The organism is Histophilus somni (assembly GCF_014202395.1).
GTDB lineage: Bacteria > Pseudomonadota > Gammaproteobacteria > Enterobacterales > Pasteurellaceae > Histophilus > Histophilus somni.
In genome coordinates, this window is the sequence record NZ_JACHGQ010000002.1 from 155,567 (window position 1) to 181,822 (window position 26,256).

Consider the following 26,256-nt stretch of genomic DNA (forward strand, 5'->3'; position numbering starts at 1 on the left):
TTACTGTGCTTGCTCAACAGGCTGTTCAATTGGCTTTTCATCAGATTTTTCAACAGCTTGATCTGTTTTCCCTTCCTCAGATACTTGATCTGTTGAGCTAACCAAGTCTTTATCTACTGTCATTTCAATTTTTTGTACAGATGACTGTTCCTTATTCAATAACTTATCCAACAAAAGCAAACTTTTTAATTGGTTAGGAACATCAACATAGATAGATTTCTCAGCAAGTTCATCAATCTCTTTCAAGAAATTTTGTGCCACTTCAGTGCTTGTATCAAAATAGCTTCTTATCCAAGAACCTACAATTTCAAGTGATTGTTTATATAAATCATTTTGCTGACGAGGTACTGCCATAATCGCAATTTGCAAACGTAAACGAATATTTTCACGTAAATAAATATCTTGATTTGGTGCAAGTAATTCCTTTGAGTTCACATGGCGAGGTTTTACACGAATAAAATGATTTAAAAAAGATACCGCACTTTTTTCTACGTTTTCTTTCCAATCCTGTAAGGAATCGCTTAATTGAGTATTTTCTTGCTCATCGAAATTCACATTTAATACAACTAATTCATCAATACCGTTTGCTAATTGAGATAAATGTTGCATGATGGCATTTTGATCTACATTATTTACTGATAATAACTGTTTTAAATCTGCATTAATTGCCTGACGAATGTTAATGACTTTAGGATCATTAACCTTAACGAGTGTTTCATCCGCCACTTTCAATAACGCAATAGCTGTCTCCACATCATTATCCAATACGATTTTACGTAAAGCATTATTCAACAAATAATCTGTTTCAAACAACAACCAATCCGTCGATTGTTCAACTTTACCAACCGCATCCAATTTATTTACTTGTGCTTGTAAACTTTGAATAAGCTGGTTTTGTTTTGTCATTTCATTTTCCAGTCGCTCAATCTTCTGTATAAAAGTTTGCTTATATTCTTCAACTGTTGCCAACAAAGTATCATTGTTTTCCGGCGACACAGCTTCCGACGGTTGGCTAAGTGCGGTCAACTTTTGCTGAATTTCTTCTACTTTTTGTTGACCAAAATAATAGCCAGCTCCCCCAATACCCAATGCAATAAGCAAAGCTAATAGAGCAATGACTGTCCCTCCTTTTTTCACCACTACAGTTTCAACTTGAGCTGCTGTTCTTTTTTCGCCAACTTGTTCATTCTCTCTTTCCATAAAATGCTCCTGATTTGAAAAAGTTTCCTGTTTAGCCTTACTTTCTTGCTTTACAATATCCTCAGCCGGTACTTCCTCATATTGCAATTCTGCCTCCAAAGGAGGATTTTGCACGGATATATTATCCTGTTTTTCTGTGCTAACCTTTGAATGTTTCTTCGTCATAATTTTTATTCCTTAATCAAATGAAATTCCAGCCTTCATTGTTGCAATGCAAGGAAAAGACTCAAGTTATCCGCTTTATCTGCCACAACAATATTTGTCCACCCAACACTTTTTGCCAATGCCGCTATACGTTGACTTACCGTTACTAAACGACAACTGAATAACCAGCCTGTTTCATTGGTTGGCACAAGTTTCACTAAGTAATTTAGCATCTCTTGACTTGTTACAACAATGGTATCTACCCCAATACGTTGGCATAAACTAATTTTTTCCAACTTATTATATTCAATGGGCATTCGTTGATAACATTCCAGAGTTTCAACTTTAGCTCCTCGCAAAATAGCCTGCTCAGTAAAAAATTCCCGTCCTCCATTCGCTCTCAAAATCAAAATATTCCGTGCCTGAAGGTCTTGCATTTGAGGTAAATTAAGTAATCCTTCACTACTTTCTTGCTCAACAGGATAATACACCGAATTTTCTATTTGGCTCGCAAAATATTCTGCAGTTCGTTGCCCAACCGTAAAGTAATATAAGTCCGAACGCCAACAAAAACCTACCGCACTTAAGGTTTTTTGTGCATATTCCACCGCATTTTTAGATACTGCAACTACATAATCACCGCAATTTAATTGTTGTAATTTATTGGGTAATCGATTTAATTCTTGCCCCGCTATAATGGAAATAAGCGGTAAATGGAGTGCCATAATTCCGGCTTTATTAAGCATCTCAACAAGTCGCTCTCCTCGCTCACCGGGTCGTGTAATTAAAACTGCCATTGCCTCTTACTCAATTATGATTGATAAACAGCCTGTAAGATTTTATCTGCACCTTGCTGTAATAATTGTTCAGCAATACTCACGCCTAATTCTTCCGCTTTTTGCACCGCACTTTGCGATGATTCAAAATCAAGAGATAATTCAAATTGCCCTTCTGCCGATAGAATTTGTGAACCGTGAACATCTCCCACTAAACCACGCAAATATAACTGATTATTCTCTAAAATTGCATAAGCACCAATCGGAACTTGGCAACCACCTTGCAAATGAAAATTCATTGCACGCTCTGCCAATACGCAATAAGTGGTCGTCTGATCAGCCAACGGCATCAATAAAGATTGCACATCTCGATCATCTACCCGACACTCAATTCCTACCGCACCTTGTCCACAAGCAGGTAAAATCGTATCAATTTCAATAAAAGAGCGAATACGTTCAGTCAATCCTAACCGAATTAATCCTGCCGAAGCTAAGATAATCGCATCATAATCACCCTGATCTAACTTATTTAATCTTGTTCCAACATTACCACGTAAAGAACGGATATCGAGATCCGCTCGCCAGTTTTTGAGTTGACATTGCCTACGTAAACTCGATGTTCCTACAATAGCACCTTGCGGTAACTCGTCTAAAGTGCGGTACTTATTTGAAACAAATGCATCACGAGGATCCTCTCTCGGACAAATCACACTTAGCTCTAATCCTTTCGGAAATTGCATTGGCACATCTTTCATCGAATGCACCGCAATATCCGCTTCACCATTTAACAACGCATTTTCTAATTCTTTTACAAATAATCCCTTTCCGCCAATTTTAGCTAAAGGTGTATCTAAGATAACATCGCCTTTTGTGATGATAGGGACAAGTTCGACACTTAAATGAGAATAACGTTGTTGTAGGCGATTTTTAACGTAATTTGCCTGCCATAATGCTAACGGACTTTGACGTGTCGCAATTTTTAGGGTCTTGTTGATACTCATATGTAGAAATATAGATTAGACTCGTAATCGCAATATCCTATCACTGTTACTCTGAAATGTCAGTGTAGATTTAATTTTTTACTTGATTTTTTTGCTTTCATACAAGGGGAGTGATAGAGTAAGCAACGATTAATTTATCTAGATAGAGAATAACTTGAAATACGATCTCCAACAAGCGAAGAAACAAGTTGAATTTGTTGATCAGTTACGTTTAGAAAGAGCACTATCTTCAACTTCAGTAGAGTTCCAACGTGTATTACAACTTCTTACCTTATTGTTACACATAAATCATCCCTTGATGGGCGGTTACCTACCGAATGCCCCACATGGCATTGCTCGTTTTCAATTATCAAAATACCAACAGGAATTTTTAACTACACATCTCCCTCAGGGAGATTTGGAGCAACTTAGTACACATTTGGCAGCATTACAACATCTCACAGACACGCCTATTTTAGGTGTTTACGTTATGGGAAGTATCGGTTCTATCAGCCAAACACCAAGCTCAGATTTAGATATTTGGGTATGCCACCGAGAAGATCTTAGCTTAGAAGATAAAGAACAACTTTCAAAAAAAAATCACTTATTGCAACAATGGGCAAGAAGTCTTGGCGTAGAAATTAATCTTTATTTAATTGACCAACAGCGTTTTCGTAGCTTTCGTTATGCCGATGCACTTACTTCTGAAAATAGTGGCTCCGCACAATATATGTTATTACTGGAGGAGTTCTATCGTTCTGTTATTCGCCTTGCCGGTAAACCGCTACTTTGGTTACATCTAAAGGTAGCAAATGAACAAGATTATAGTTCTGAAGTCAATCGACTCATCAAAACAAAGCAAATCAATATAGATGATTGGGTAGATTTTGGTTGTCTGAGTGCGTTTTCAGCGAACGAATATTTTGGTGCAAGTCTATGGCAACTATATAAAGGTATCGATTCCCCCTATAAATCGGTACTCAAAATCTTATTACTCGAAAGTTATTCTTATGAATATCCAAATACTCACTTAATTGCACAAGAACTCAAACAACGTCTGCTGAATAACGATCTTGACTATCACTATGACCCATACTTAGCAATGTTGGAGCGAGTGAGTTCTTTTTTAACAAAACTGAATGAATTCAAAAGATTAGATTTTGTGAGACGTTGCTTTTATATGAAAGCCAGTGAGTATATCGTTCAACAACAAGAAAATAATTGGCGTTCAGAAAAACTGCATCAACTTACACAGCAGTGGAATTGGTCAGATAATCTTCTTCAAAATCTAAATCAACGTACAACTTGGAAAATCAAAAAAGTTAAGGAAAGTCACAATGACCTGATGCAATACCTTATGTTGAGCTATCGAAATCTAATTAACTTCGGGCGTAAACATAATGTAAATGCCAGTATCATGCCACAAGATGTTTCTATCTTGACCAGAAAACTTTACACCGCTTTTGAAGAATTACCGGGAAAAATCACCTTGCTCAATCAAGCTATTTCTCTTGATTTATCGGAACCGCACTTAACATTCATTGAAGTGAAACAAAATAAATTCTTCAAAGCCGGTTGGTATTTAGTAACACAAAAACCGGATGTACAAGGACTTTGTCAAAAACGCCACATAGAATATGGCGAAAATCTAAATAAATTAGTTTCATGGGCCTATTTTAATGGGTTGCTTACACCAATCACTTCGCTTTATATTCATAGTGATACTGTATCTCTTAAAACGCTACGTAATTTCGTTGCTGATTTGCGTTTATCTTTCCCTATTACCCGTACTAAAAAAGCAACAAATAAGGAATTAACTCAACAATGCAAAATAAAACATCTCTCCGTTACAATCAATTTAACTAACGATCCAACTGCTCATTTGTTGCAAAGTAAGTCGACTATTTTACCAAGTGACTTATTCAGTTTTGGGCCTTCAGAAGAAAGTCTCGTAGGAAGTATTGACCTCACTTATAGAAATATCTGGAATGAGATCCGCACTTTGCATTTTGAGGGTGCCAATGCCATTCTATTAGCATTAAAAGTGTTATCAAACAAAATTTATCCCGGCTCAACACCGCCAAAATCAATTAACGTCTTTTGTTACAGCCAACACTACCAAAAAACCTTATGCAATATTGTCCATGCACTTATCAAAAAATATATTGATATACGAATTGGTGATACCGATGCCCCCAAAAATAATATGTTGAGAATAGCGGGTAAAAACTGGCAATTATTCTTTGAAGAGCGTGGACTCAGCTTACAGGAAATGCAAAACACTTCGATAAATAATAGTGTATTTGATAATGAACTACGTAATACTATTGAGGAAAAAGAAACCGCACTTTTAGCAGAACAGAAACATTATCCTTATGAAATGGATGCTTTTGCGAGCGAAGGTTTCTTACAATTTTTCTTTGAAGATAATGAAGATAAAAGTTTTAATGTCTATATTTTAGACGAACAAAACCACATTGAAATCTATCGACATTGTGAAGGCTCAAAAGAACAGAAAATTCGTGAGATAAATCAAATTTATCAATCGGCGAGCTTGGATAAAAACAACAACCCATATAAAATCGTGCAGCATAATTTTAACTATCCGCAATTTTATCAATTATTACCGGACTGCAACGGTGGAACAAAAATTGTGCCTTTTCATAGCCGCCTTGCACTCTCATGATGAGGACAAAATCGATGTCTGACAAAACAAAAGTACTCTTAATAGACGATCATCCTTTGATGCGACGAGGTATTAAACAATTGCTTGAGCTGGATGAATCTTTTGAAGTCATAGGTGACGCCGGAAGTGGAAGTGAAGGTGTAAATCTGGCATTGCAGTTAGAACCTGATTTGATCATTTTAGATCTAAATATGAAAGGATTATCCGGACTGGATACATTAAAGGCTTTACGCACAGAAGGAATTGATGCAAGAATTCTAATACTTACCGTTTCTGATGCGAAAAATGATATTTTCACATTAATCGATGCAGGAGCTGACGGTTATTTATTAAAGGATACGGAACCGGATACCCTACTCTCTCAGATAAAACGAGTTACACAAGGCGAAGTCATTCTCAGTGAATCGATCAAAAATTTACTGTTAGAACGTCAACATAAAGATGATCCTATTTATTCCCTCACAGATCGGGAAATGAATGTACTGGCACTCATTGCGACAGGATTAGCAAATAAACAAATTGCAGGACAATTATTTATTTCAGAGGAAACTGTAAAAGTACATATTCGCAATTTATTACGTAAATTAAACGTTCATTCTCGGGTTGCCGCAACAGTTTTGTACTTCCAACATAAAGGCGTATAACACAATTCCCCAAAAAAGAGCGGTAGAAATTACCGCTCTTTTGCCGGTAAATCGCTCTCGCTGAAGTTTTTTACGCATCTCAGTTGAGATATTTTCCCATTTCCTTATTTTATTTCTTAAAAAAGCCTATAAAAACGAGTAAAATGAATTCAATTTGAATTTATAACATAAAATATGAAAGGAACTTATGGCATTATTGAATGTATTAATTTATCCCGATGAACGCTTAAAAACGGTCGCAGAACCTGTAAGCGTTTTTGACGAAGAATTACAAACCTTTATTGATAATATGTTTGAAACAATGTATCACGAAGAAGGGATTGGTTTAGCCGCAACACAAGTAAATGTACATAAGCGTATTATCACGATCGATATTGAAGGAACTAAAGAAAATCAAATTGTGTTGATTAACCCTGAGATTCTTGAAAGTTTCGGTGAAACAGGTATTGAAGAAGGTTGCCTATCATTACCCGGTTTACGTGGTTTTGTGCCTCGTAAAGAGACTGTAAAAGTAAAAGCACAAAATCGTCAGGGAGAAGAGTTTATGCTAGATGCAGATGGTTTGTTGGCCATTTGTATTCAACACGAGATAGATCATTTAAATGGTATTGTTTTTGCTGATCATTTGTCGCCATTAAAACGCCAACGCATGAAAGAAAAACTACTCAAATTGCAAAAACAAATCGCAAAAAATCGTTAAATTAAACAATAGGTGGACGGATTGTCCGCCTTTTATTTTTATCAATTACATAACGTAGAACATTAGCTTATCTTATGAAACCATTAAATATTATTTTTGCCGGTACACCAGATTTTGCCGCACAACATTTACAAGCGTTACTCCAATCTCAACATAATGTCCTTGCTGTTTACACGCAGCCCGATAAACCTGCAGGAAGAGGACAAACATTGCGGGCAAGTGCGGTTAAAATTTTAGCCGAAAAACATCATATTCCCGTTTATCAACCTAAATCCTTACGTAAAGTTGAGGTGCAAGAAAATCTGAGTAATTTGAATGCCGACGTGATGGTAGTTGTTGCTTATGGGTTAATTTTACCTTTGGCTGTGTTACAAACATTTCCTTTAGGTTGTCTCAATGTACACGGTTCGCTTTTACCTCGTTGGCGTGGTGCAGCACCTATTCAACGTGCAATTTGGGCAGGAGATAAAAAAACAGGGGTAACCATTATGCAAATGAATGAGGGGCTGGATACGGGCGATATGTTACATAAAGTCTGTTGTGATATTACACCGACAGAAACCTCAACCTCCCTTTACACTAAATTGGCTAACATTGCACCAAAAGCCTTACTTGAGGTTTTGGACGGTTTAGAACAAGGTCTATTTAAAGCGGAAGTACAAGATGAAAGTCTGAGTAATTATGCAGAAAAACTTTCTAAAGAAGAGGCTAAACTGGATTGGTCTTTATCCGCTGAACAATTAGAACGTTGTATTCGTGCGTTTAATCCATGGCCAATGAGTTATTTTGTAACACAAGACAGTCAAGGCACGCTACAAACGTTAAAAGTTTATCAAGCCTCAGTGTTACCTCATCAAGATAAGCCTTGTGGCACCATTCTTGCAGCAGATAAACGAGGTATTCAAGTAGCGACAGCAAATGGTGTATTAAACTTGGAGCAATTACAACCTGCAGGCAAAAAACCGATGTCGGCACGAGATTTATTAAACAGCCGTGCGGATTGGTTTAAGATAGGACAAGTCCTATGAGCAAATCTCAGCACAACAAAACTAAAAGAGCGGTCAAATCTACCGCACTTTTCACGCCTCGCTCAGTCCGTGTGCTTGCGGCAGAAGTAATTTTACAAGTTTTAGTTCAAGGTAAATCTCTTTCTACCTTGCTGCCTGAGCAACAAAGTGCGGTCAAACCGCAGGATTTTCCGCTACTACAAGAAATTTGTTTTGGTATTTGTCGTGTGTTACCTCGATTAGAACGCATCATTCAACTCCTACTGGATAAGCCTTTGAAAGGTAAAACTCGGATCGTACACTGCTTGTTGTTGGTCGGTTTATACCAAATTTTATATACCCGAATTCCTGCTCATGCTGCAGTGGACGAAGTCGTTTCTGCCACGAAAAGTTTAAAATCCGATAGTTTCCGTGGCCTGTTAAATGCTGTTTTGCGTCGCTTTTTGCGGGAACAAGAACAAATTCTGGCGATAGTGGATAAGCATTGGCAAACCTTACATCCGGAATGGTTAGTGAATAAACTAAAACAATCTTATGCTAATTGGCGTGAAATTGTTGAAGCGAATAACCAAAAACCTCCGATGTGGCTACGCATTAATTTACAACATTGTTCTATTGCGGATTATCAACAACTTTTAATGGAGCGAGGAATATCTACATCAACAGCGAATCACCCGCAAGCATTACGCCTACATCAAGCAAGTGCGGTCAATTTATTACCCTATTTTGAACAAGGATGGGTGAGCGTTCAGGATCTACACGCACAATGGTCAGCCTTATTACTCGAACCGAAAAATAACGAACTTATTTTAGACGCTTGTGCGGCACCGGGCGGAAAGACTACACATATTTTAGAACAAGCACCCAACGCAAAAGTCATCGCTTTAGATATTGAACCTGCTCGTCTACAACGTGTGAAAGAAAATTTAGTTCGTATGAAACAACAAGCTATAATAATTTGTGGTGATGCAACCCAGCCGGAGCAATGGTTATCAGAGATTGATTTTAATGCTATAGGACTGACCTTTAAATCTGAAAGTGCGGTGCAATTTGACCGAATTTTATTAGATGCTCCTTGTTCCGCTACCGGTGTTATTCGTCGACACCCTGATATAAAATGGCTACGCCAAGAAAGTGATATTACTCCCCTAGTGCAATTGCAAGGACAAATTTTAGAAGCCCTTTGGAAAAAATTAAAACCACAAGGTATTTTAGTTTATGCGACCTGTTCTTTATTACCTGAAGAGAATAGTCAACAAATTCAGCATTTCTTAGCCAAGCACAATGATGCAAAATTAGAACCTTTGCCTTTTACCATTGGGGAGGAAATTGGTCATCAATTTGTTCCAACAGAACAGGGAGGTGACGGTTTTTATTATGCCAAATTAAGAAAACTGCCCAATTAATCATAAAACTTATCAGAAATTAATGTGAAGTTGAAATATGAAAAATAAAGGTATTCAATCTGTATAAATTAAAAGAGGGAATTGATGAGAATTATTATTCTGGGTGCCGGTCAGGTAGGAACAACACTTGCTGAAAATTTAGTGAGTGAAGACAATGATATAACGTTAATTGATAATGACGCTGTTCGTTTGGCACATTTACAAGATAAACATGATTTAAAAGTGATTAACGGCTCTGCATCATCACCGAGAATTTTACGAGAAGCAGGAGCACCTGACGCAGATTTATTAGTAGCTGTTACAAGTTCAGATGAAACAAATATGATTTCTTGCCAAATAGCTTATACCTTATTTAACACTCCGACAAAAATTGCACGTATTCGTGATGCAGAATATTGGCGTGAAAAAGATAAATTATTTCAACCGCACATGATCCCTATTGATCATATCATTTCACCGGAACAACTTGTTACTGAAGAAATCTCTCGCTTAATTGATTACCCCGGTGCATTACAAGTAGCTCATTTAGCTAATGAAAATATTAGTATTGTTGTAGTAAAAGCCTATTATGGTGGCCCTTTGGTTGGCTATTCTCTTTCCGCCCTAAAAGACCATATGCCGCATATTGATTGCCGTATTTTATCTATTTTACGTCAAGATAAAGTGATTCGTCCGCAGGGTTCGACAATTATTGAAGCCGGCGATGAGGTAACTTTTATTTGTGCAACAATTTATATTAAAGCGGTCATGTCAGAACTGCAACGCTTGGAAAAACCTTATAAACGAGTGATGATTATTGGGGGAGGTAATATCGCCGTGGGTGTTGCAAAAAAACTGGAAAATCACTGCACAGTCAAACTTATTGAACGTAATGCAGAGCGTGCAACATCACTTGCGGAAAAATTATCTAAAACCTTAGTATTGCATGGAGATCCTTCCGATAAATCGTTATTGTTTGAAGAACATATTGAAAACATTGACGCTTTCTTATGTTTAACCAGTGATGATGAAACAAATATTATGTCGGCATTCTTGGCTAAGCATCTTGGAGCTAAAAAAGCAATGGTGTTAATACAGCGTATGGCGTACATCAATTTAGTTCAAGGCGGAACAATTGATATTGCAGTTTCTCCACAACAAGCTACCATCTCCGCTTTACTGGGGCATGTACGTAAAGGAGATATTGCAAATGCGATCTCTTTGCGTCATGGCATTGCTGAAGCATTGGAAATTATTGTGCATGGCGATGAAACAACATCACAAGTAATTGGACGTAAACTTAGAGAGTTAAAATTACCCAATGGTGCAATTATTGGTGCGATTTTGCGACAAGATACTGTGATCATCGCAAGAAAAGATGTAGTCATTGAAAGTGGCGATCATATCATTGTTTATTTAAGTGATAAAAAATATGTAACAGAAATAGAGAAACTTTTTCAACCTAATGCTTTCTTTATTTAGAGAATAATATCAATTTTCTATACATCAAACTGAAAGTTTTTACGATCTATTCAAACTTATATTTGTTTATTTTAGGAGTATGTGATGAGTTTTATTAAAGAATTTCGTGAGTTTGCCATGCGGGGCAATGTTATCGATATGGCTGTCGGTGTGATTATCGGTGGGGCATTCGGTAAGATTGTCAGCTCATTAGTAGCAGATGTCATCATGCCGATATTAAGTTTTTTCACCAGTAGCGTAGATTTTAAAGACTTACATATTGTTTTAAAAGAAGCAACCGATAAAACTCCGGCTATGACGTTAAAATATGGTATGTTTATCCAAAATATATTTGATTTTATCATTATTGCATTTGCAATTTTCTTAATGATCAAAGCATTAAATAAATTGAAGAAAGAAGAACCAAAAGTAGAAAAGGTAATTACACCTTCAAACGAAGAAAAATTACTAACAGAGATTCGTGACTTATTAAAAAAATAGCCTAAAAACAAACTGGAATTAATAATTGCTATAGCGGACTTAAAGGCCAACAGAATTATCCCTGATGTAATTTTAGTTTTTCCAAACAATTAGATATTTATACAGCTATTATATAGCTGTTATACCTCAATTACCGTTTTTTCTATTATTTAGTAAAGGTTTTATTATTTCACTAACTTTATTGGCTATTCGCTCATATCGCCCTCTTAGAGGGGAGCCTGGACGATAAACAAGAGAAATACCTCTAGATGGCTCAGGAGAGAAACATGGCAGATATTTTATTCCTTTTCTCGAACCTTCGTTTAAGAGTGCCAGTTCAGGAATGAGAGTAATACCTGTATTGGCAGATACCATATTACGTAATGTCTCTAAACTTGTGGCACGAAAATTCTGATTTTCTTTTGCCCCAGCAGCAAAACAGTAATCTAAGGCTTGATTTCGTAAACAATGCCCATCATCCAGCATAAGCATTTCATATCCTTTCAGCTTATCCATTTTTATCGAATCTTCTTTTGATAAAGGGTGTTCGTCTGAAACTGCCAGTAGCATTCTCTCATTAAACATCGGTACTTCAATAAAGGCTTCAGCCTCATCAACTGATGCCAATATGACACAATCTAAGTGACCTGTTTCCAATTGTTCTAAAAGCTTTTGCGTTTGAGCTTCATACAAAAATAGCTCTAGGTCAGGAAAAGTATTTTTTAGTGCCGGAACAATATAGGGTAATAAATAGGGTCCAATAGTTGGAATGACACCCATATGTAGTGGTCCATTCATTTCTTTACCTTGATTACTTGCCATTTCTTTCAATAGCTTTATTTCTCGTAAAACAGTTTTAGCTTGTTTGACTAAAAGCAACCCAGATTGAGTAAATAAAACTTTTCGGCTTGTTCTCTCTAGTAATACGATACCCAACTCATCTTCTAATTTTCTGATTTGCCCACTTAAAGTAGGTTGACTAACATAACAAGCATCGGCAGCACGACGAAAATGTTTATGTTCAGCTAAAGAAACTAGATATTCTAAATCTCGAATATTCATTCTGTACACCTATCATAGAAATTAACAATTAAATAACTTTTTTTGATTGTTTTTGACTATAACATAGTTTAAACTTAAAATCATATTTTTTATCAACTAATCTTTATATAGGAGAAAAAATTATGACTATGGAAGGAAAAAAAGTTCCTCAAGTAACATTCCGTACACGCCAAGGAGATCAATGGGTTGATGTTACAACCGCCGATTTGTTTGACAATAAAACGGTTGTATTATTTTCTTTACCGGGTGCGTTCACTCCAACTTGTTCAGCAACACATTTACCTCGTTATAACGAACTTGCATGTGAATTTAAAGCGTTAGGTGTTGATGATATTATTTGTGTATCAGTTAACGATACATTCGTTATGAATGCTTGGAAAGCTGATCAAGAAAGTGAGAATGTAACAGTAATTCCCGATGGTAATGGTGAATTCACAAGCGGTATGGGCATGCTTGTTGATAAAACAGAACTTGGTTTCGGTAAACGCTCTTGGCGTTATTCTATGCTGGTAAAAAATGGCGTAGTCGAAAAAATGTTTATTGAACCACAAGAACCCGGCGATCCATTTAAAGTCTCTGATGCAGACACAATGATTAAATACTTAAACCCAAATTGGACAGAAAAACCTTCAGTTTCCATCATCACAAAACCCGGCTGTCCATTCTGTGCAAAAGCAAAAACATTGCTAAAAGAAAAGGGCTATACCTTTGAAGAAATCATACTGGGTCGTGATGCGAGTACAATTTCTGTTCGTGCAATCACAGGTAAAACAAGTGTGCCACAAGTGTTTATCGGTGGGCAATATATTGGCGGAAGTGACGATCTAGCACAATATTTTGCATAATCATACACGTAAAAATCAATCTGCCCTAACAGTTAAGTAACATTATTAACCAATTATGGGCAGATGTTCTACAACCGATTCAGCCCGTCACAACATAAGCTTTTTTCTATGTGCTTGTAACTTTACTGATTCAAAAAAAGTGCACTTTCCACAATTGAAATACCTTGTTTATAACGTTGCATAAATCGTTCATAGCCTTCACTCATTATTTTATCCGGTTGAATAAGATTAAGTTTAGTTGTGTTGAAAATACAATTATCTAAATATTCTTCCAAATTATATCTTTTAGAAATGGTAAGAAAATTCGCCAGCAGTGCAATACCCCAAGCTCCTCCATTTGAAGCTGTGCTTGCAGTTGCTAAAGGAATATTAAGTGCAGAAGACAATATTTTTTGAGCGACCCCTTCAGTTTTAAAAATACCTCCGTGCCCTAGAATACGAGAAATTTCCACTTTCTCTTGATTAATCAAAATATCCATTCCTAATTTCATTGCACCAAAAGCAGTATAAAAATGCGTACGCATAAAGTTAGCCAAATTAAAACGAGCTTTGGTTGGATGCAAAAAAACGGGACAACCTTCCGATAAACCAACATTATGTTCGCCAGAATAAAAACCGTAAGATAGTAATCCACCACAATCCGGCTCACCTTGCAAAGCATGCAGAAAAAGCATTTCATATAACTCTTCCATACACACATAAACACCAAAAGTAGCTAAACATTCACCGAATAAATTTATCCAAGCATTAATATCGGAAGTACAGTTATTTGCATGTGCCATTGCGACTAGTTTACCTGCCGGAGTAGTTACAATATCCAGTTCTGAATAGACTTTCGATAAGGCTTTTTCCAAAACAATCATAGCAAACGCTGATGTACCAGCAGATATATTACCTGTTTTTTCTTTGATACAATTGGTTGCAATCATTCCTGTGCCTGCATCACCCTCTGGCGGACAAAGTGGAATACCAGCCTGTAAGTTACCTGTTGGATCAAGTAATTTAGCCCCTTTAAAAGTTAATTTACCCGCATGTTCTCCAGCTACTAATACTTTTGGCAAAATGGCATCTAATCTCCAAGGCATCTGATATTCAATAATAGCCTGCTCAAATTGAGTCAGCATAGTTTTATTGTATGATTGCATCTCAGTATCTATCGGGAACATACCAGAAGCGTCTCCAATTCCTAAAACTTTGTTCTCGGTTAGTTGCCAATGCACATAACCTGAGAGAGTTGTAATATAATCAATTTCAGATAAATGCGGTTCTTTATTGAGTAATGCTTGGTATAAATGGGCAATACTCCAACGTTGAGGAATTGGATATTGAAAAAGTGCGGTTAATTTTTCCGATGATTTTAAAGTTATATTGTTTCGCCATGTTCTAAAAGGCACCAGCTGATTTCCCTGTTTATCAAAAGGCAAATAACCGTGCATCATTGCACTAATTCCCAGTGCTTTTGCAGTACGAATTGTGGTGTGATATTTTGCTTTTACAGTCTTACTCAAATCTACATACGCCGCTTGTAGTTTTTCCCATATCTCATGCTGATGGTATGTCCAAACTCCTTCAATTAACCTATTTTCCCAATCTGCTCCACCCGTTGCTAAAATAGTACCATCTGAGGTAATTAATACTGCCTTAATTCGGGTTGAACCTAATTCAATACCAATAACGATATTACCTTGTTCAATAAGCTGTTTTTCATTTTGCATAACGTACATCCCTTAGTTTTTTAATAGGAAAAGACGATTTTTTTGTAAGAATATAAACAGTAGTAATAAGCTACCCCATAAAATCATCGTAATATAACTACTGATACCTAACATATTTAATCCACTTTCAATAACCTGTAGTAATACAAGAGCTAACATAATGCCGATAAGTTTTCCTTTGCCGCCATCAGGATTAAATCCACCTAGTACTGCCGCTAAAATGGAAATGAGCAAGTAAGAATCTCCATACGATGCTTTGGCTGAGTTGAGTTTAGACATCATTAAAAGGGCTGCGAATACACAGAGTACAGAGGAGATAATATATATCCAAATTAGAACTTTCTTGGTATTAATGCCAGAGTAATATGTGGCTTTTTCATTATTGCCGATAAAATAAACCGCTTTACCCATAGAAGTTTTTTCTAAGAAAAACCAAACAAGTCCAGCAAGGAATAAAAAAATCAGAATAGGCAGTGGCAACCATAAAAAAGTTGAGGTATTAATACTCAGTATTATTTCTGGAAAGCCAGCAACCGTTGAACCATTTGTTACTAATATATTTATGCCATTAATTAATGTCATTGTGCCTAACGTGGCTAGAATCGGTGAAACTCGGATAATAGCAATCAGTGCACCATTGATCACCCCAATAATTAATGCACATAAAAAGCTTAATACAATAGATAGAAATAGCCAAGAAATCCCTGCATGCTTCGTAATAAAACAAGCAATAATTAATGAGCAAGCATTCATACTGGCAATAATAGAAAGATTTATTCCTCCCGTAAGCATAGGTAATGCCATTGCAATAGTTAAAATTCCTAAGACTGGAATTTGCGATGCCATTGATTGAAAGTTACTCACAGACCAAAAAATATCTGGAATTAAAATACTAAAGGCAATAACAGTAATAATAAAAAGAGCCAACAGATAAAAAATAGTATGATCAAATTTGCTTCTCATCGTTATACTCCTTGTTTTTTCAATTGCCCTAATGCAGTAGCACTAATACTTAAGATGATAATGATACCGGTAATTATCGTTTGCCAATACGAGGATACATTCATAAGGTTCAGCCCATTTTGAATAATTGCTAGTAACATTACTCCCATTACAGTGCCAAATAATGTCCCTTTTCCTCCAGATAAACTTGCACCCCCTAAAACAACAGCTGCCAGTACAGTTAATTCGTAACCAAGTAGAGAGTCAGGGGCAACAGACTGTACGGTATAAGATTGCACAATTCCTGCTATTCCAGCCATAAATCCCATATAGCCGTAAGCAAATAGGTGAAGGAATAAAATATTAAAACCAATACGAGAGGTGGCATCTTGGTTTCCACCAAGGGCATAAATTTTTCTTCCTATTGTTAACCTGCTAGTGATCAACCAAGTTAATAATATAGATAAAATCGCCATTATCGCTTGAAAAGATAAACCGAATTCAAAACCATCTTGCGAGGTTTGTTTGAAAAATAGCAATTCTTGGGTGAACCATTCAGGGTAATCGTATAACCAAACACCCTTGGTAAAATAGAGTAGTCCTCCGTAGAAAATATTTAATGTTGAGATGGTGATAATAATTGAAGGTACACTAAGGCGGTTTACAAAAAGAGCATTAATAAAACCAAGTAAGATACCAATTGCGGATGATACTGCAAATACGCCGAAAAAACCGATATCATATTTGCCTATAGCCGTTACCATAATGTATTGTGAAATAATGGTGATAGCAGGAAATGAGATGTCAATGCCACCTGATAGTAACACCACAAACAACCCACAAGCTAAAATCATTAGCATTGAATAGTTATTGACTACATCATAGATATTCTCAATGGTAGCGAAGTCATTCGTGAATAGACTTAATAAGGTTGCCAGTATCAAAATTGTCGTAGATAAAATATGATTATTGGTGATTTTCATAAACAACCTCCGCAATTGATTTTTCTGTGGTATAGATAGGTAATATCTCACCTACAATTTTACCTTTTTTCATTACTATGACTTTGTGACTGTTGTAGTATGCTTCTTCTACCTCATCGGTCACAAAAATAACAGCGATACCTTTTTGTGCTAATGTGCGAATAATTTGGAATATTCCTTCCTTATTCGCAATATCTACCCCAATGGTTGGAGCATCTAAAATAATAATTCTAGGATCTATTGCTAACCATTTTGCGATAGACACCCGCTGGGCATTCCCACCGGAAAGTGTATTTACTGGCAAACCTGAATCCGTTACTTTAATTTTTAAAGATTCAATTAATTCCTGGCTATAATTATAGGCTTTTGATGATTTTATAATGTTAAATTTATCGGTGATTTTATGAAAAATAGTAGAGATAATATTATGATGTATGGATTCAGTCATAATTAAACCAGTTGTCATTCTATCTTCAGAAACATAAGCAATTCCTTGTTTAATAGCATCACGGTTGTTTTGAAATATAACCTTCTCACCATTTAATAGAATATCACCTGATTTAGGTTGAGTGATTCCAAATAAGCTAAGGCACAGTTCCGTCCGACCTGAGCCGAGTAAACCGGTCAAGGCAATAATTTCTCCTTCTCTTAATGAGAAATTAATGGATTCATACTGGTTAGGCAGAGTTAAATTTTGAACTTCTAAAACGGTTCTATTTTGCGAAAAATCGGGCAAATCTAACCGTTTATAGTCAATTTCCAAGCCTGTCATTAAGAATCCTAAGCGTTTTTCATCCATTTCACTAATAGGGTATTGTCCAACCATATTCCCATTTTTAAGTACTAAAACGGTATCAGAGACACTCATTACTTCTTGTAATTTATGACTGACAAAAATAATACTAATGCCTTTACTTTTTAACTTGAGTACAACTTTTAGCAGATCTTGTACTTCTTTCGCTGTAAGAGATGCTGTTGGCTCATCCATAATTAACAGTCGGGCATTTTGTGCAAGAGCTCTACAAATAGCGACTAATTGTTGCTGTGCAATTGGTAAATCTTCTAAAATAGCATTGAGATCTAAATCTGCATTAATGCTTAGTATTGCGTTTAATGCAACTTGATGAATTTCTGATTGGCTGACCCAACCTAATTTTCGATGTAAATTTATTGCAATATTTTCAGCGACAGTTAAATTAGGAAAAAGGGCTAAATCTTGATAGATTACTTGAATTCCCTGTTCAATAGAAGCTTGTGGCGTCAGTTTGGTATATTTGCTCGCACCAATTTGAATTTCAGCCCCTTTATCTGGTTGATAAACACCTGAGAGGATTTTGATTAGCGTGGATTTTCCACAACCGTTTTGACCGGCAAGGCAGAGAGCTTCTCCATAATCTAAAGAGAGGTTAACTCGATTTAAGGCTTTTACACCGTGGAATGTCTTATTGATATTTTGCATCAAAATAAATGCCATAAAGCCTCCTGAGAGAAATATGGGTTCAGAAAGAACCCATATTCAATATAGATTAATATAAGTTGTCGATATTATCTTTGGTTACTTTAAGTACATTATGGAATTGGAGGAGTTTTTTCTCTGTATCCACTTTGGCTTTACCGACATTAGGGAGTTCTAAACCATCTTCGATTTTTTCACCTTTCAACACTTTGGCAGCAACTGCAGCAAGAGCATAACCCGCACTTGCTGGATCGTAGGTAATACCCATCGTAATATCACCACTCTTAATTAAATTTGCAGCTTGAGAAGGAATCATCATACCGAAAACATTTAATTTATTTTTCAAGCGTTTTTCTTTAACGGCTAAACCGGCACCGATAGGACCTTGTGAACCGAAAGAGACTACTGCTTTTAAGTCAGAGTGAGCTTTGACTAAATCAATTGTGGTACGGCGAGCATCATTGATATTTTCTGCAACAGGCATTCTACTGGTTACTTCAAACATATCTGGATAATGTTCTTTCTGGTATTTTACAAATAGATCTGCCCATAAATTATGTTGAGGTACGGTTAAACCACCGACATAAATAACATATCCGCCTTTACCGCCCATTGCTTTAGCGACTTCTTCAACATAATCGGCAGCAAACTGGGCATTATCAATAATTTCAATATCCCAATCTGCACTTGGCTGACCTACAGATTCATTCGTCAAAACAACAATACCATTTTGCTTGGCTTTTTTCAGCACTGGTTCTAAGGCATTTGCATCATTAGGTACAATTGAAATAGCACTGACTTTCTTTGCAATTAAATCCTCAATTAATTTCACTTGCTGTGGGGCATCTGTATTTGATGGTCCAACTTGATAAGCATTAATATTGTTATCTTTACCTGCTTGTACAACACCTTCTGCCATACGATTAAACCATGGCATACCGTCAATTTTAGAAATATTAACTACGTCATTAGCAAGAACTGAACCATAACAAGTCAGTGCTAAAATACCTGAAAATAATGTATGTTTTAAAGTGAGTTTTTTCATTATTCTTCCCTCATAAAATAAGAAGTCCTTTAATTGAATATCGTATAAAAAGCTTGATATTACCTCTCTAATAGAAACCATACTATTAAAGCCATTTTTATCTTATGCTTTTGTGTGAGGGAAAAATAGGTAACTTTTTTTTATCAATATGGAAAATTCTGCTATACAAAGTAAAGTGAGATCTGGATCACATTTCATTGTTTTTACATCTTTCTAAAGTTCTAAATTTAGACGGAGACAGTGCGGTGTGTTTTTTGAAAATTTTCGAAAAGTAGAGAGAATCTTCATAGCCTAAAGATTTAGCAATATTTGAGATAGAAATGTTAGAGAAATAAAGTAATTTTTTAGCTTCGGAAATACGCTGTACTTCTCTCCATTGCACTAAGCCAATACCCAAAGATTGTTTAAAAAGGTGAGATAATCTTGATGGCGATAAAAATACTTTTTTTGCTAGTGCTTCTAAGCTGTCATTTTTAGCCAAATTGGTCAAAATTAAATCACAAACATTTAAAATACGCTGATCAATTACTGGAATAACTTCAATTTTCTCGGCGGAAATACTTTTCATAAGTAAGTATTCTAATAGACTGGTGGCTACATCTTCTTTAAAAAATTTACTTGATTTCAATTCGACTTCAATTTTGCTGAAAAGCTGACTGATTTCCTGAAAGTAGCGGTCATCACCAATGGTAATACGCCCTATTTTTTCCTCCATATTTGACCAATTTAACCATTTATTCCATTTTGGGTTTGGTAAAAAATAGATCCATTTATAGTGCCAATACTGACTTTCTGGATGTCTGTGATAATGTTGAACCGCACTTGGTGTGAATAGTAGCAATTGTCCTCGATGAGTGGAAAAAGAATGTTTACCATCGAAAATAATGCCTGTACCAAAAGTAGTTAATTGCAACATATAGCCACTCATTCCTTGTTGTCTATCTACCATAGAATCAAGGTAATTACCTTTCTCACATTGAGTAAGACCCGCAACTAATTCTAAATCGAACAAATCATCAAGTAAAAGTAAGGATAGATTTTTATACATTTGCAATATATGTTTACACAGCAACGTTAAATTTAGACAAGATCATAATGGAAAAAGGTTTCTCTTCCAAGTAAAGAGAAACCGAAAATTGCTATCATCGCCTTAAATCAATTAAGTAAACAGCCCAAAAACATATTTTGAGAGAGTTATAATACTTAAAATTGCCATGCTTACGACAACAATAGCCCCTGCAATTGTCATCCAAATAGGGTGTTTATAGTTACCAACAATATTTGTTTTATAAGCTGCTAATAAGACTAAACCGAGTGAGATGGGTAAGATTAAACCATTTAATGTTCCTACGAACACTAGCACTTGGGCTGGTCTGCCTATGGTAGCAAGCACAACGGTAGAAATCACGATAAATGCCACGATAAAGCAATTTTTGTGTTTTTCGATGAATGGTGAAAATGATGTAATGAAAGATACAGAGGTATACGCCGCACCAATCACAGAGGTAATAGATGCAGCCCAAATTACGATACCGAAAATCATTAACCCGACATTACCGGCAACGTAAGCAAACGGTGTTGAGGCTGGGTTTTTTGGATCCAGTTGGACCCCCATTGAAACAACACCCAATACCGCAAGGAACAGCACCACACGCATAATGGAAGCAATTAAGATTGCAGAAACAGAACTTCTGCTCACTTCTTTTAAGTTTTCTTTTCCTTTAATGCCCGCATCTAATAAACGGTGAGCTCCGGCAAAAGTAATGTAGCCACCAACTGTACCTCCCACAAGGGTGACAATCGCAATAACATCTAATTTTTCAGGTAAGAAAGTGTGAACAACGGCATCAGCGATAGGTGGGTTGGCTTTTACTGCCACAAAGACAGTCAAGGCGATCATCACAAACCCCATAATTTGAGCAAATCTATCCATTACTTTACCAGCTTCACGAAATAGGAATACACCAACAGCAATAATACCGCTGATAATTGCTCCCTTTTCAGGAGATACTCCAGTAAGAATATTCAAACCTAAGCCTGCACCACCCACATTACCAATATTAAACGCTAAGCCACCCATCACAATAAGCAATGCGAGAAAATACCCCGCACCCGGCAATACTGCATTAGCAACATCTTGGGCTTTCTTTTCGGAAACGGCAATAATTCGCCAAATATTTAATTGAGCCCCGATATCAAGCAAAATAGAGAGCAAAATCACAAACCCAAAACTGGCAAATAAGTTTTGGGTAAATGTCGCTGTTTGGGTTAAGAAACCCGGTCCAATGGCTGAAGTCGCCATTAAAAATGCCGCTCCAATAAGGGCACTGCGGTTATTGTTTGACATTGTGTTTTCCTTATGTTTTGTTTTAGAAATCAAGGCTATTTTTCTTTGCTTTGTAAAAGAAAAACAACCAAAAGAAAGGCGACTAGAACAAATAACATCTATTCCTATTTTTAGTAAAATTCTTACTAAATTGAACTTGTAACCAAAATCCCTTTCTCCTTTAACTCTCTGCGAATACGCTTTGCAAATACGACTGCATGTTCACCATCACCATGTAAACAGATGCTGTCTGCTTTAATTGCCACATTACCGCCATCAACAGTTGGAACAGTACCTTCAAGCACCATTTGTAACACTTGAGAAATAGCCTCCTCATCGTTCTCAACCATTGCATCATCACGAGTACGAGGCACAAGTGAACCATCAGCAAGGTAATGTCGATCAGCAAAGACCTCAGAGATAGTCGCTAGACCGTGCTGTTCAGCAACAGTCAGCATGATACTGCCAGAAAGCCCCATTAACTTAAGCGAAGGATCAACACTTTTCACTGTTTCTGCAATAAGTGCAGCTAAATGAGGATCTTTCGCTGCCATATTGTATAATGCTCCGTGAGGCTTTACATATTCCATCGTCACACCGGACGCATCACATAATGCTTTGACTGCCCCAAGTTGATAAAATAAACAAGCCTTAAGCTCATCATCTGGCAATTGCATATTGGTTCTACCAAAATTTTCACGATCAGGAAAACTAGGGTGTGCTCCAATTCGTACATCGTTTTCTTTTGCCCACAAAATCGCTTTGCGTATTTCGTTGTAATCACCCGCATGTAATCCACAGCAAACATTTGCTGAACTGACAAGCTGTAAAAGTTGCTGGTCGTTGGCACAGCCCTCAGCAAGATCTACATTTAAATCAATCTGTTTCATTTACCTTTCTCCGAATATCCTCTAGATAGTTCTGATCTTGTTTAAAACGTGCCACCGCCTGTGTTCGGCTTAATAATTCAAACTGCACCGCACTGCCAATCGATGTCTGAGCAAGTCTTCCAAGATCAGCACTAATCACACAAGCAATTTTAGGGTAACCTCCTGTAGTTTGTGCATCTGCCATTAGTACAATAGGTTGCCCATCAGGTGGTACTTGCACTGTGCCAGCAGGCGCCGCATAGGAAAGCATTTCAAGAGGTGCGGTCAGTTTTAACGAATTTTCTGCAAAACGGTAGCCCATTCTACTGCTGTTATTTTGCAGAACCCATCTCTGTTGGAAAAAACGCTCACGACTTTCAGTAGTAAACGCCTCATATTCAGACGAAAGTGTCGTCCCAATCTTATGAGTAAAATCAATTGGTTCAATACTGAGAAATGATAACTGTATATCACGCAAAGCGGTGGGAATACAGTCTCCAGCTTTTAACATTCGTCCCTGATAACCACCAAATTGAGCCCTGAGATCAGTACTGGCTGAGCCTTGCACCTGTGGTACAAGAAAACCGCCAGCAACGCAAAGATAAGTATAATTACCTTTTATAATACGTTTAAGCGTTAAAGTTTGACGCACTTTGGCAGTATAACGAAAGTAGGAAAATACAGGCACGCCATCCAGTTCAGCCTCTACTAATGCACCAGTAAAACAAAATGGAGTATCGCAATCAAATGTCAAACTCATTCCACCAAGCGTAATTTCTATTGCTGGAGCGTTATTTGCATTTTTTAGTAATAAATTGCCTGCTTGTAAAGCCAAAGAATCCATTGCACCGCTGTGTCCAATACCGAGAGAACGAAAGCCATAACGACCTAAATCTTGAATATGAGCAAAACCTTGCACTTGTTTAATGTAGATCATAGTTGAATACTCTCTGCAACAAAACGGACATTATCACCCGCACTTAATAGTGTTGGTGGAGATTGTTGAATATCAAATAGTGCTAAATCAGTACGCCCGAGCAACTGCCAGCCACCCGGTGAGGTAAAAGGATAAATTCCTGTTTGACTACCGCCAATGCCGACAGAGCCTGCAGGCACCTTAGTACGAGGTATATCACGTCTTGGTGTATAAAGATTTTCAGGTAACCCGTTTAGATAAGGAAATCCAGCTTGAAAACCGATCATAAACACAGTGTAAACAGGTTCGGTATGACGGCGAATAATTTCTTTTGGCGTAGTTTGGTGAAATTGTGCTACATCAAATAAATCTTCACCAAACTCGCCACCATAATGCACTGGAATCTCAATACAGCGTGGTGTTTTAACTGATTGTGGTTGATAATTTTCCCACAGTGATTGCAGGCTTTCAATTAATGGTTGACTATCTGCAAATAAATCGTAATAGACAGTAAAATTATTCATACCAACCACTACTTCTTGCACATTGGCAAGTTGCCTAGCCTGCTCTGCAATTTGCCAAATTCGCTGTTGCTTGGCAAGTTCAGCAGGAGGAGCAATTTCACAGAGAAGTGATTGTTCACTCGTATGATGAATGGTGAGCATAAAACGTTCCAAAATGTTAATGAAATGTAAAAAATGTTTTACACCCGAATATCTTTTCTGTCAAATCAATTTGTAAAAATTGCGATTTATACGTTATTTTTATTACAAAATATCGCTTTATTCATATTGCCAGCTTCTGTCATTACGACAACTTTGTCTTTATAACAATGGATATAATAAGCACCACTAAGATAACCAATTCATTGGTACAATCACAACATCAGGAAAGAACACCATCAACATTAAAATAGCAACATAAACTAACAAAAACGGCGAAATTCCCTTACTAATTTTACTTATGCCAAGTTTAGCAATTCCCGAACCAACATAAAGTACCGTTCCCACTGGAGGTGTGATTAAGCCAATCGATAAGTTAATCACCATCATAATACCAAAATAAGCAATATCGATATTGTAAGCTCTCAATACTGGCAATAATACGGGTACAAAAATTAATACTGCAGGAATTAAATCCATTACACAACCAACGAGTAATAAGAAAATCATAATAACCAACATTAATACCGTTGAATTGTCAGTTAATCCTTTGATAAATTGCACCAACTCCGTTGGAATTTGAGCAACAGTAATTGCAAATGCAGAAATCATTGCCGCAGCCGCAACAAACATCACCATTGAAGTAGTTTTAATCGTATTTAAAAAGACCTCGATTAAATTTTCTTTATTTAAACTGCGATAGCCAAGACTAACCAATCCCGCATAAATCGCCGCAACTACACCTGCTTCTGTTGGAGTAAAAATACCGCCACGCAACCCAACAATGATAATGACCGGTAACAATAATGGGAAAAAAGCTTTTTTAAAAGCTTGCCAGCGTTCTGCACCAGATTGTTTCGGTTTTATATTTTCTTCGTGATTACGATATAAAAATTTCCACATTAACCACAATCCGGTAACCATTAATAATCCAGGAACCGTGCCACCCATAAATAATTTGGTAATGGATGCACCTGCGGTAATTCCATATACAATCATTGGAATACTTGGAGGAATGACCACCGAAATAATTCCTGCCGCACAGACTAAACCTGTAGAACGAGCAACATCATATTTTTTAGCTACCATCATTGGAATTAAAATTGCACCTAACGCTGCGGTGTCTGCTACAGCAGAACCAGATAACCCAGCAAAGATTAAACCTGAAATAATCACTACATAACCTAATCCTCCTTTAATATGTCCTACCATACTCATAGCAAAATTGATAATCCGCTCAGAAATACCGCCGTATTTCATAATTTCACCAGTCAGCATAAAAAATGGAATTGCCATTAAGGGAAAGTTATTAGTACCCATTACAAAGTTTTCAGCAATTAATTGAGTATCAAACATATCCATATGCCATAACATAAAACTGGCACTCAGTAACATTGATAACGCTACTGGCACACCAAGAAATAAAAATAGGAATAAGCTACCTAAAAATAATCCTAACATCATGCTTTCCCTCCTCTAAATGCCAGTTTTAAATGTTTCCATAAATTGGTAAAAACCACGAGAAAATAAGATAAGGAAGAAATCACAGCTGCTAAATATAAAAATGCGGTAGAAATTTCCGTTGCGGGCATTTTTTGTGTATAAGTCAGCAACATTAATTGATATGCACCATAAGTAATAAAAGATAAGGCAAGCAACACTAATATATCAGCAAAAAATAAGGCATACATCTGTACGTATGCAGGTAAATAAGAAATCACAATATCAACAGTCAAATGCCCTCTTTCTTTGGCAACTAAGATAATGCCTAAAAAAATCATATAGACGAAACAAATTCGAGCAAATTCTTCCGACCAAGCAATACCTGAATCGAAAAAATAACGTAGCATGGCATTAAAAAAGACCAATAAAATCATTGTCACTAATGCAATCACTGCCAACATCTTTAAAGTGCGGTCAAGTGTGGTAGAAAATTTCATTGTTTTATCTCCTAAAAAGCGATAGGAAAAAG

At 36.6% G+C, this 26,256-nt stretch carries 24 protein-coding genes; 8 read left to right on the forward strand and 16 right to left on the reverse strand.

The window, feature by feature from the left end; genetic code table 11:
• The 3 genes from HNR69_RS02020 to hemC all read right to left on the reverse strand — a co-directional run bounded on the left by HNR69_RS02020 (window position 1) and on the right by hemC (window position 3,121).
• Window positions 1-1,200 carry a uroporphyrinogen-III C-methyltransferase gene (locus HNR69_RS02020; RefSeq protein ID WP_232451470.1) on the reverse strand — a complete coding sequence of 400 codons (1,200 nt, stop codon included), beginning with the start codon at window positions 1,198-1,200 and terminating at the stop codon, window positions 1-3.
• Between the two features lie 200 nt (window positions 1,201-1,400).
• Window positions 1,401-2,141: a uroporphyrinogen-III synthase gene (locus HNR69_RS02025; protein ID WP_041603898.1), complete on the reverse strand. Its 741-nt coding sequence runs from the start codon at window positions 2,139-2,141 to the stop codon at window positions 1,401-1,403.
• Window positions 2,142-2,155: 14 nt separating this feature from the next.
• A complete protein-coding gene (hemC, locus tag HNR69_RS02030) occupies window positions 2,156-3,121 on the reverse strand; it encodes a hydroxymethylbilane synthase (protein ID WP_011608203.1) in 966 nt (321 codons plus the stop codon).
• A 154-nt stretch (window positions 3,122-3,275) separates the two neighbouring features.
• Here hemC and HNR69_RS02035 point away from each other — a divergent pair, with 154 nt between their 5' ends.
• The 7 genes from HNR69_RS02035 to mscL all read left to right on the forward strand — a co-directional run bounded on the left by HNR69_RS02035 (window position 3,276) and on the right by mscL (window position 11,484).
• Window positions 3,276-5,786, forward strand: coding sequence for a class I adenylate cyclase (locus HNR69_RS02035; protein WP_075293574.1), 2,511 nt, complete (start codon window positions 3,276-3,278; stop codon window positions 5,784-5,786).
• 14 nt (window positions 5,787-5,800) lie between these two features.
• Entirely contained in the window at window positions 5,801-6,430 is a 630-nt protein-coding gene (locus HNR69_RS02040) for a response regulator (RefSeq protein ID WP_011608201.1), read from the forward strand.
• 187 nt (window positions 6,431-6,617) lie between these two features.
• Window positions 6,618-7,130 carry a peptide deformylase gene (gene def / locus HNR69_RS02045; RefSeq protein ID WP_075293575.1) on the forward strand — a complete coding sequence of 171 codons (513 nt, stop codon included), beginning with the start codon at window positions 6,618-6,620 and terminating at the stop codon, window positions 7,128-7,130.
• A gap of 74 nt (window positions 7,131-7,204) precedes the next feature.
• Window positions 7,205-8,158: a methionyl-tRNA formyltransferase gene (gene fmt, locus HNR69_RS02050; protein WP_075293576.1), complete on the forward strand. Its 954-nt coding sequence runs from the start codon at window positions 7,205-7,207 to the stop codon at window positions 8,156-8,158.
• Window positions 8,155-9,543: a 16S rRNA (cytosine(967)-C(5))-methyltransferase RsmB gene (gene rsmB, locus HNR69_RS02055; RefSeq protein ID WP_075293577.1), complete on the forward strand. Its 1,389-nt coding sequence runs from the start codon at window positions 8,155-8,157 to the stop codon at window positions 9,541-9,543. The genes fmt and rsmB overlap by 4 nt, the downstream gene beginning before the upstream one ends.
• An 84-nt stretch (window positions 9,544-9,627) precedes the next feature.
• Complete coding sequence (gene trkA, locus HNR69_RS02060; RefSeq protein ID WP_012341010.1) at window positions 9,628-11,004, forward strand: Trk system potassium transporter TrkA; 1,377 nt, start codon at window positions 9,628-9,630, stop codon at window positions 11,002-11,004.
• Window positions 11,005-11,088: 84 nt separating this feature from the next.
• On the forward strand, window positions 11,089-11,484 hold the full coding sequence (gene mscL / locus HNR69_RS02065; protein ID WP_011608196.1) for a large-conductance mechanosensitive channel protein MscL: 396 nt from the start codon (window positions 11,089-11,091) through the stop codon (window positions 11,482-11,484).
• Window positions 11,485-11,610: 126 nt separating this feature from the next.
• Here mscL and oxyR read toward each other — a convergent pair whose 3' ends face one another.
• Complete coding sequence (oxyR, locus tag HNR69_RS02070) at window positions 11,611-12,525, reverse strand: DNA-binding transcriptional regulator OxyR (protein ID WP_011608195.1); 915 nt, start codon at window positions 12,523-12,525, stop codon at window positions 11,611-11,613.
• Between the two features lie 122 nt (window positions 12,526-12,647).
• On the opposite strand from oxyR, the gene HNR69_RS02075 reads away from it, so the two are divergent.
• Window positions 12,648-13,370 (forward strand): glutathione peroxidase, encoded by a 723-nt coding sequence (locus HNR69_RS02075; RefSeq protein ID WP_012341008.1) that lies wholly within the window; start codon window positions 12,648-12,650, stop codon window positions 13,368-13,370.
• A gap of 122 nt (window positions 13,371-13,492) precedes the next feature.
• On the opposite strand, the gene HNR69_RS02080 is transcribed toward HNR69_RS02075, so the two are convergent.
• From HNR69_RS02080 to HNR69_RS02135, 12 genes are all read right to left on the reverse strand, one after another.
• Complete coding sequence (locus HNR69_RS02080; protein ID WP_011608193.1) at window positions 13,493-15,085, reverse strand: xylulokinase; 1,593 nt, start codon at window positions 15,083-15,085, stop codon at window positions 13,493-13,495.
• A 12-nt stretch (window positions 15,086-15,097) separates the two neighbouring features.
• Window positions 15,098-16,048, reverse strand: coding sequence for an ABC transporter permease (locus HNR69_RS02085; protein WP_075293578.1), 951 nt, complete (start codon window positions 16,046-16,048; stop codon window positions 15,098-15,100).
• 2 nt (window positions 16,049-16,050) lie between these two features.
• Window positions 16,051-17,010 (reverse strand): ABC transporter permease, encoded by a 960-nt coding sequence (locus HNR69_RS02090; RefSeq protein WP_041603896.1) that lies wholly within the window; start codon window positions 17,008-17,010, stop codon window positions 16,051-16,053.
• On the reverse strand, window positions 16,994-18,484 hold the full coding sequence (locus tag HNR69_RS02095) for a sugar ABC transporter ATP-binding protein (RefSeq protein ID WP_075293579.1): 1,491 nt from the start codon (window positions 18,482-18,484) through the stop codon (window positions 16,994-16,996). Before HNR69_RS02095 ends, HNR69_RS02090 begins: the two co-directional genes overlap by 17 nt.
• 52 nt (window positions 18,485-18,536) lie before the next feature.
• The gene (locus HNR69_RS02100) at window positions 18,537-19,511 is read right to left on the reverse strand and encodes a substrate-binding domain-containing protein (protein WP_011608189.1); all 975 of its coding nucleotides are present in this window, start codon (window positions 19,509-19,511) and stop codon (window positions 18,537-18,539) included.
• Between the two features lie 187 nt (window positions 19,512-19,698).
• The gene (araC, locus tag HNR69_RS02105) at window positions 19,699-20,559 is read right to left on the reverse strand and encodes an arabinose operon transcriptional regulator AraC (protein WP_012341003.1); all 861 of its coding nucleotides are present in this window, start codon (window positions 20,557-20,559) and stop codon (window positions 19,699-19,701) included.
• A 111-nt stretch (window positions 20,560-20,670) separates the two neighbouring features.
• A complete protein-coding gene (locus HNR69_RS02110; protein WP_011608187.1) occupies window positions 20,671-21,858 on the reverse strand; it encodes an NRAMP family divalent metal transporter in 1,188 nt (395 codons plus the stop codon).
• A 125-nt stretch (window positions 21,859-21,983) separates the two neighbouring features.
• Entirely contained in the window at window positions 21,984-22,727 is a 744-nt protein-coding gene (gene pxpA / locus HNR69_RS02115; RefSeq protein WP_011608186.1) for a 5-oxoprolinase subunit PxpA, read from the reverse strand.
• Window positions 22,714-23,643: a 5-oxoprolinase subunit C family protein gene (locus HNR69_RS02120; protein ID WP_075293580.1), complete on the reverse strand. Its 930-nt coding sequence runs from the start codon at window positions 23,641-23,643 to the stop codon at window positions 22,714-22,716. The genes pxpA and HNR69_RS02120 overlap by 14 nt, the downstream gene beginning before the upstream one ends.
• Window positions 23,640-24,287: a 5-oxoprolinase subunit PxpB gene (gene pxpB / locus HNR69_RS02125; RefSeq protein WP_011608184.1), complete on the reverse strand. Its 648-nt coding sequence runs from the start codon at window positions 24,285-24,287 to the stop codon at window positions 23,640-23,642. Before pxpB ends, HNR69_RS02120 begins: the two co-directional genes overlap by 4 nt.
• 186 nt (window positions 24,288-24,473) lie before the next feature.
• Window positions 24,474-25,745 carry a TRAP transporter large permease gene (locus HNR69_RS02130; RefSeq protein WP_041604454.1) on the reverse strand — a complete coding sequence of 424 codons (1,272 nt, stop codon included), beginning with the start codon at window positions 25,743-25,745 and terminating at the stop codon, window positions 24,474-24,476.
• Window positions 25,745-26,224, reverse strand: coding sequence for a TRAP transporter small permease (locus HNR69_RS02135; protein WP_075293581.1), 480 nt, complete (start codon window positions 26,222-26,224; stop codon window positions 25,745-25,747). The genes HNR69_RS02130 and HNR69_RS02135 overlap by 1 nt, the downstream gene beginning before the upstream one ends.
• Window positions 26,225-26,256: the final 32 nt, after the last annotated feature.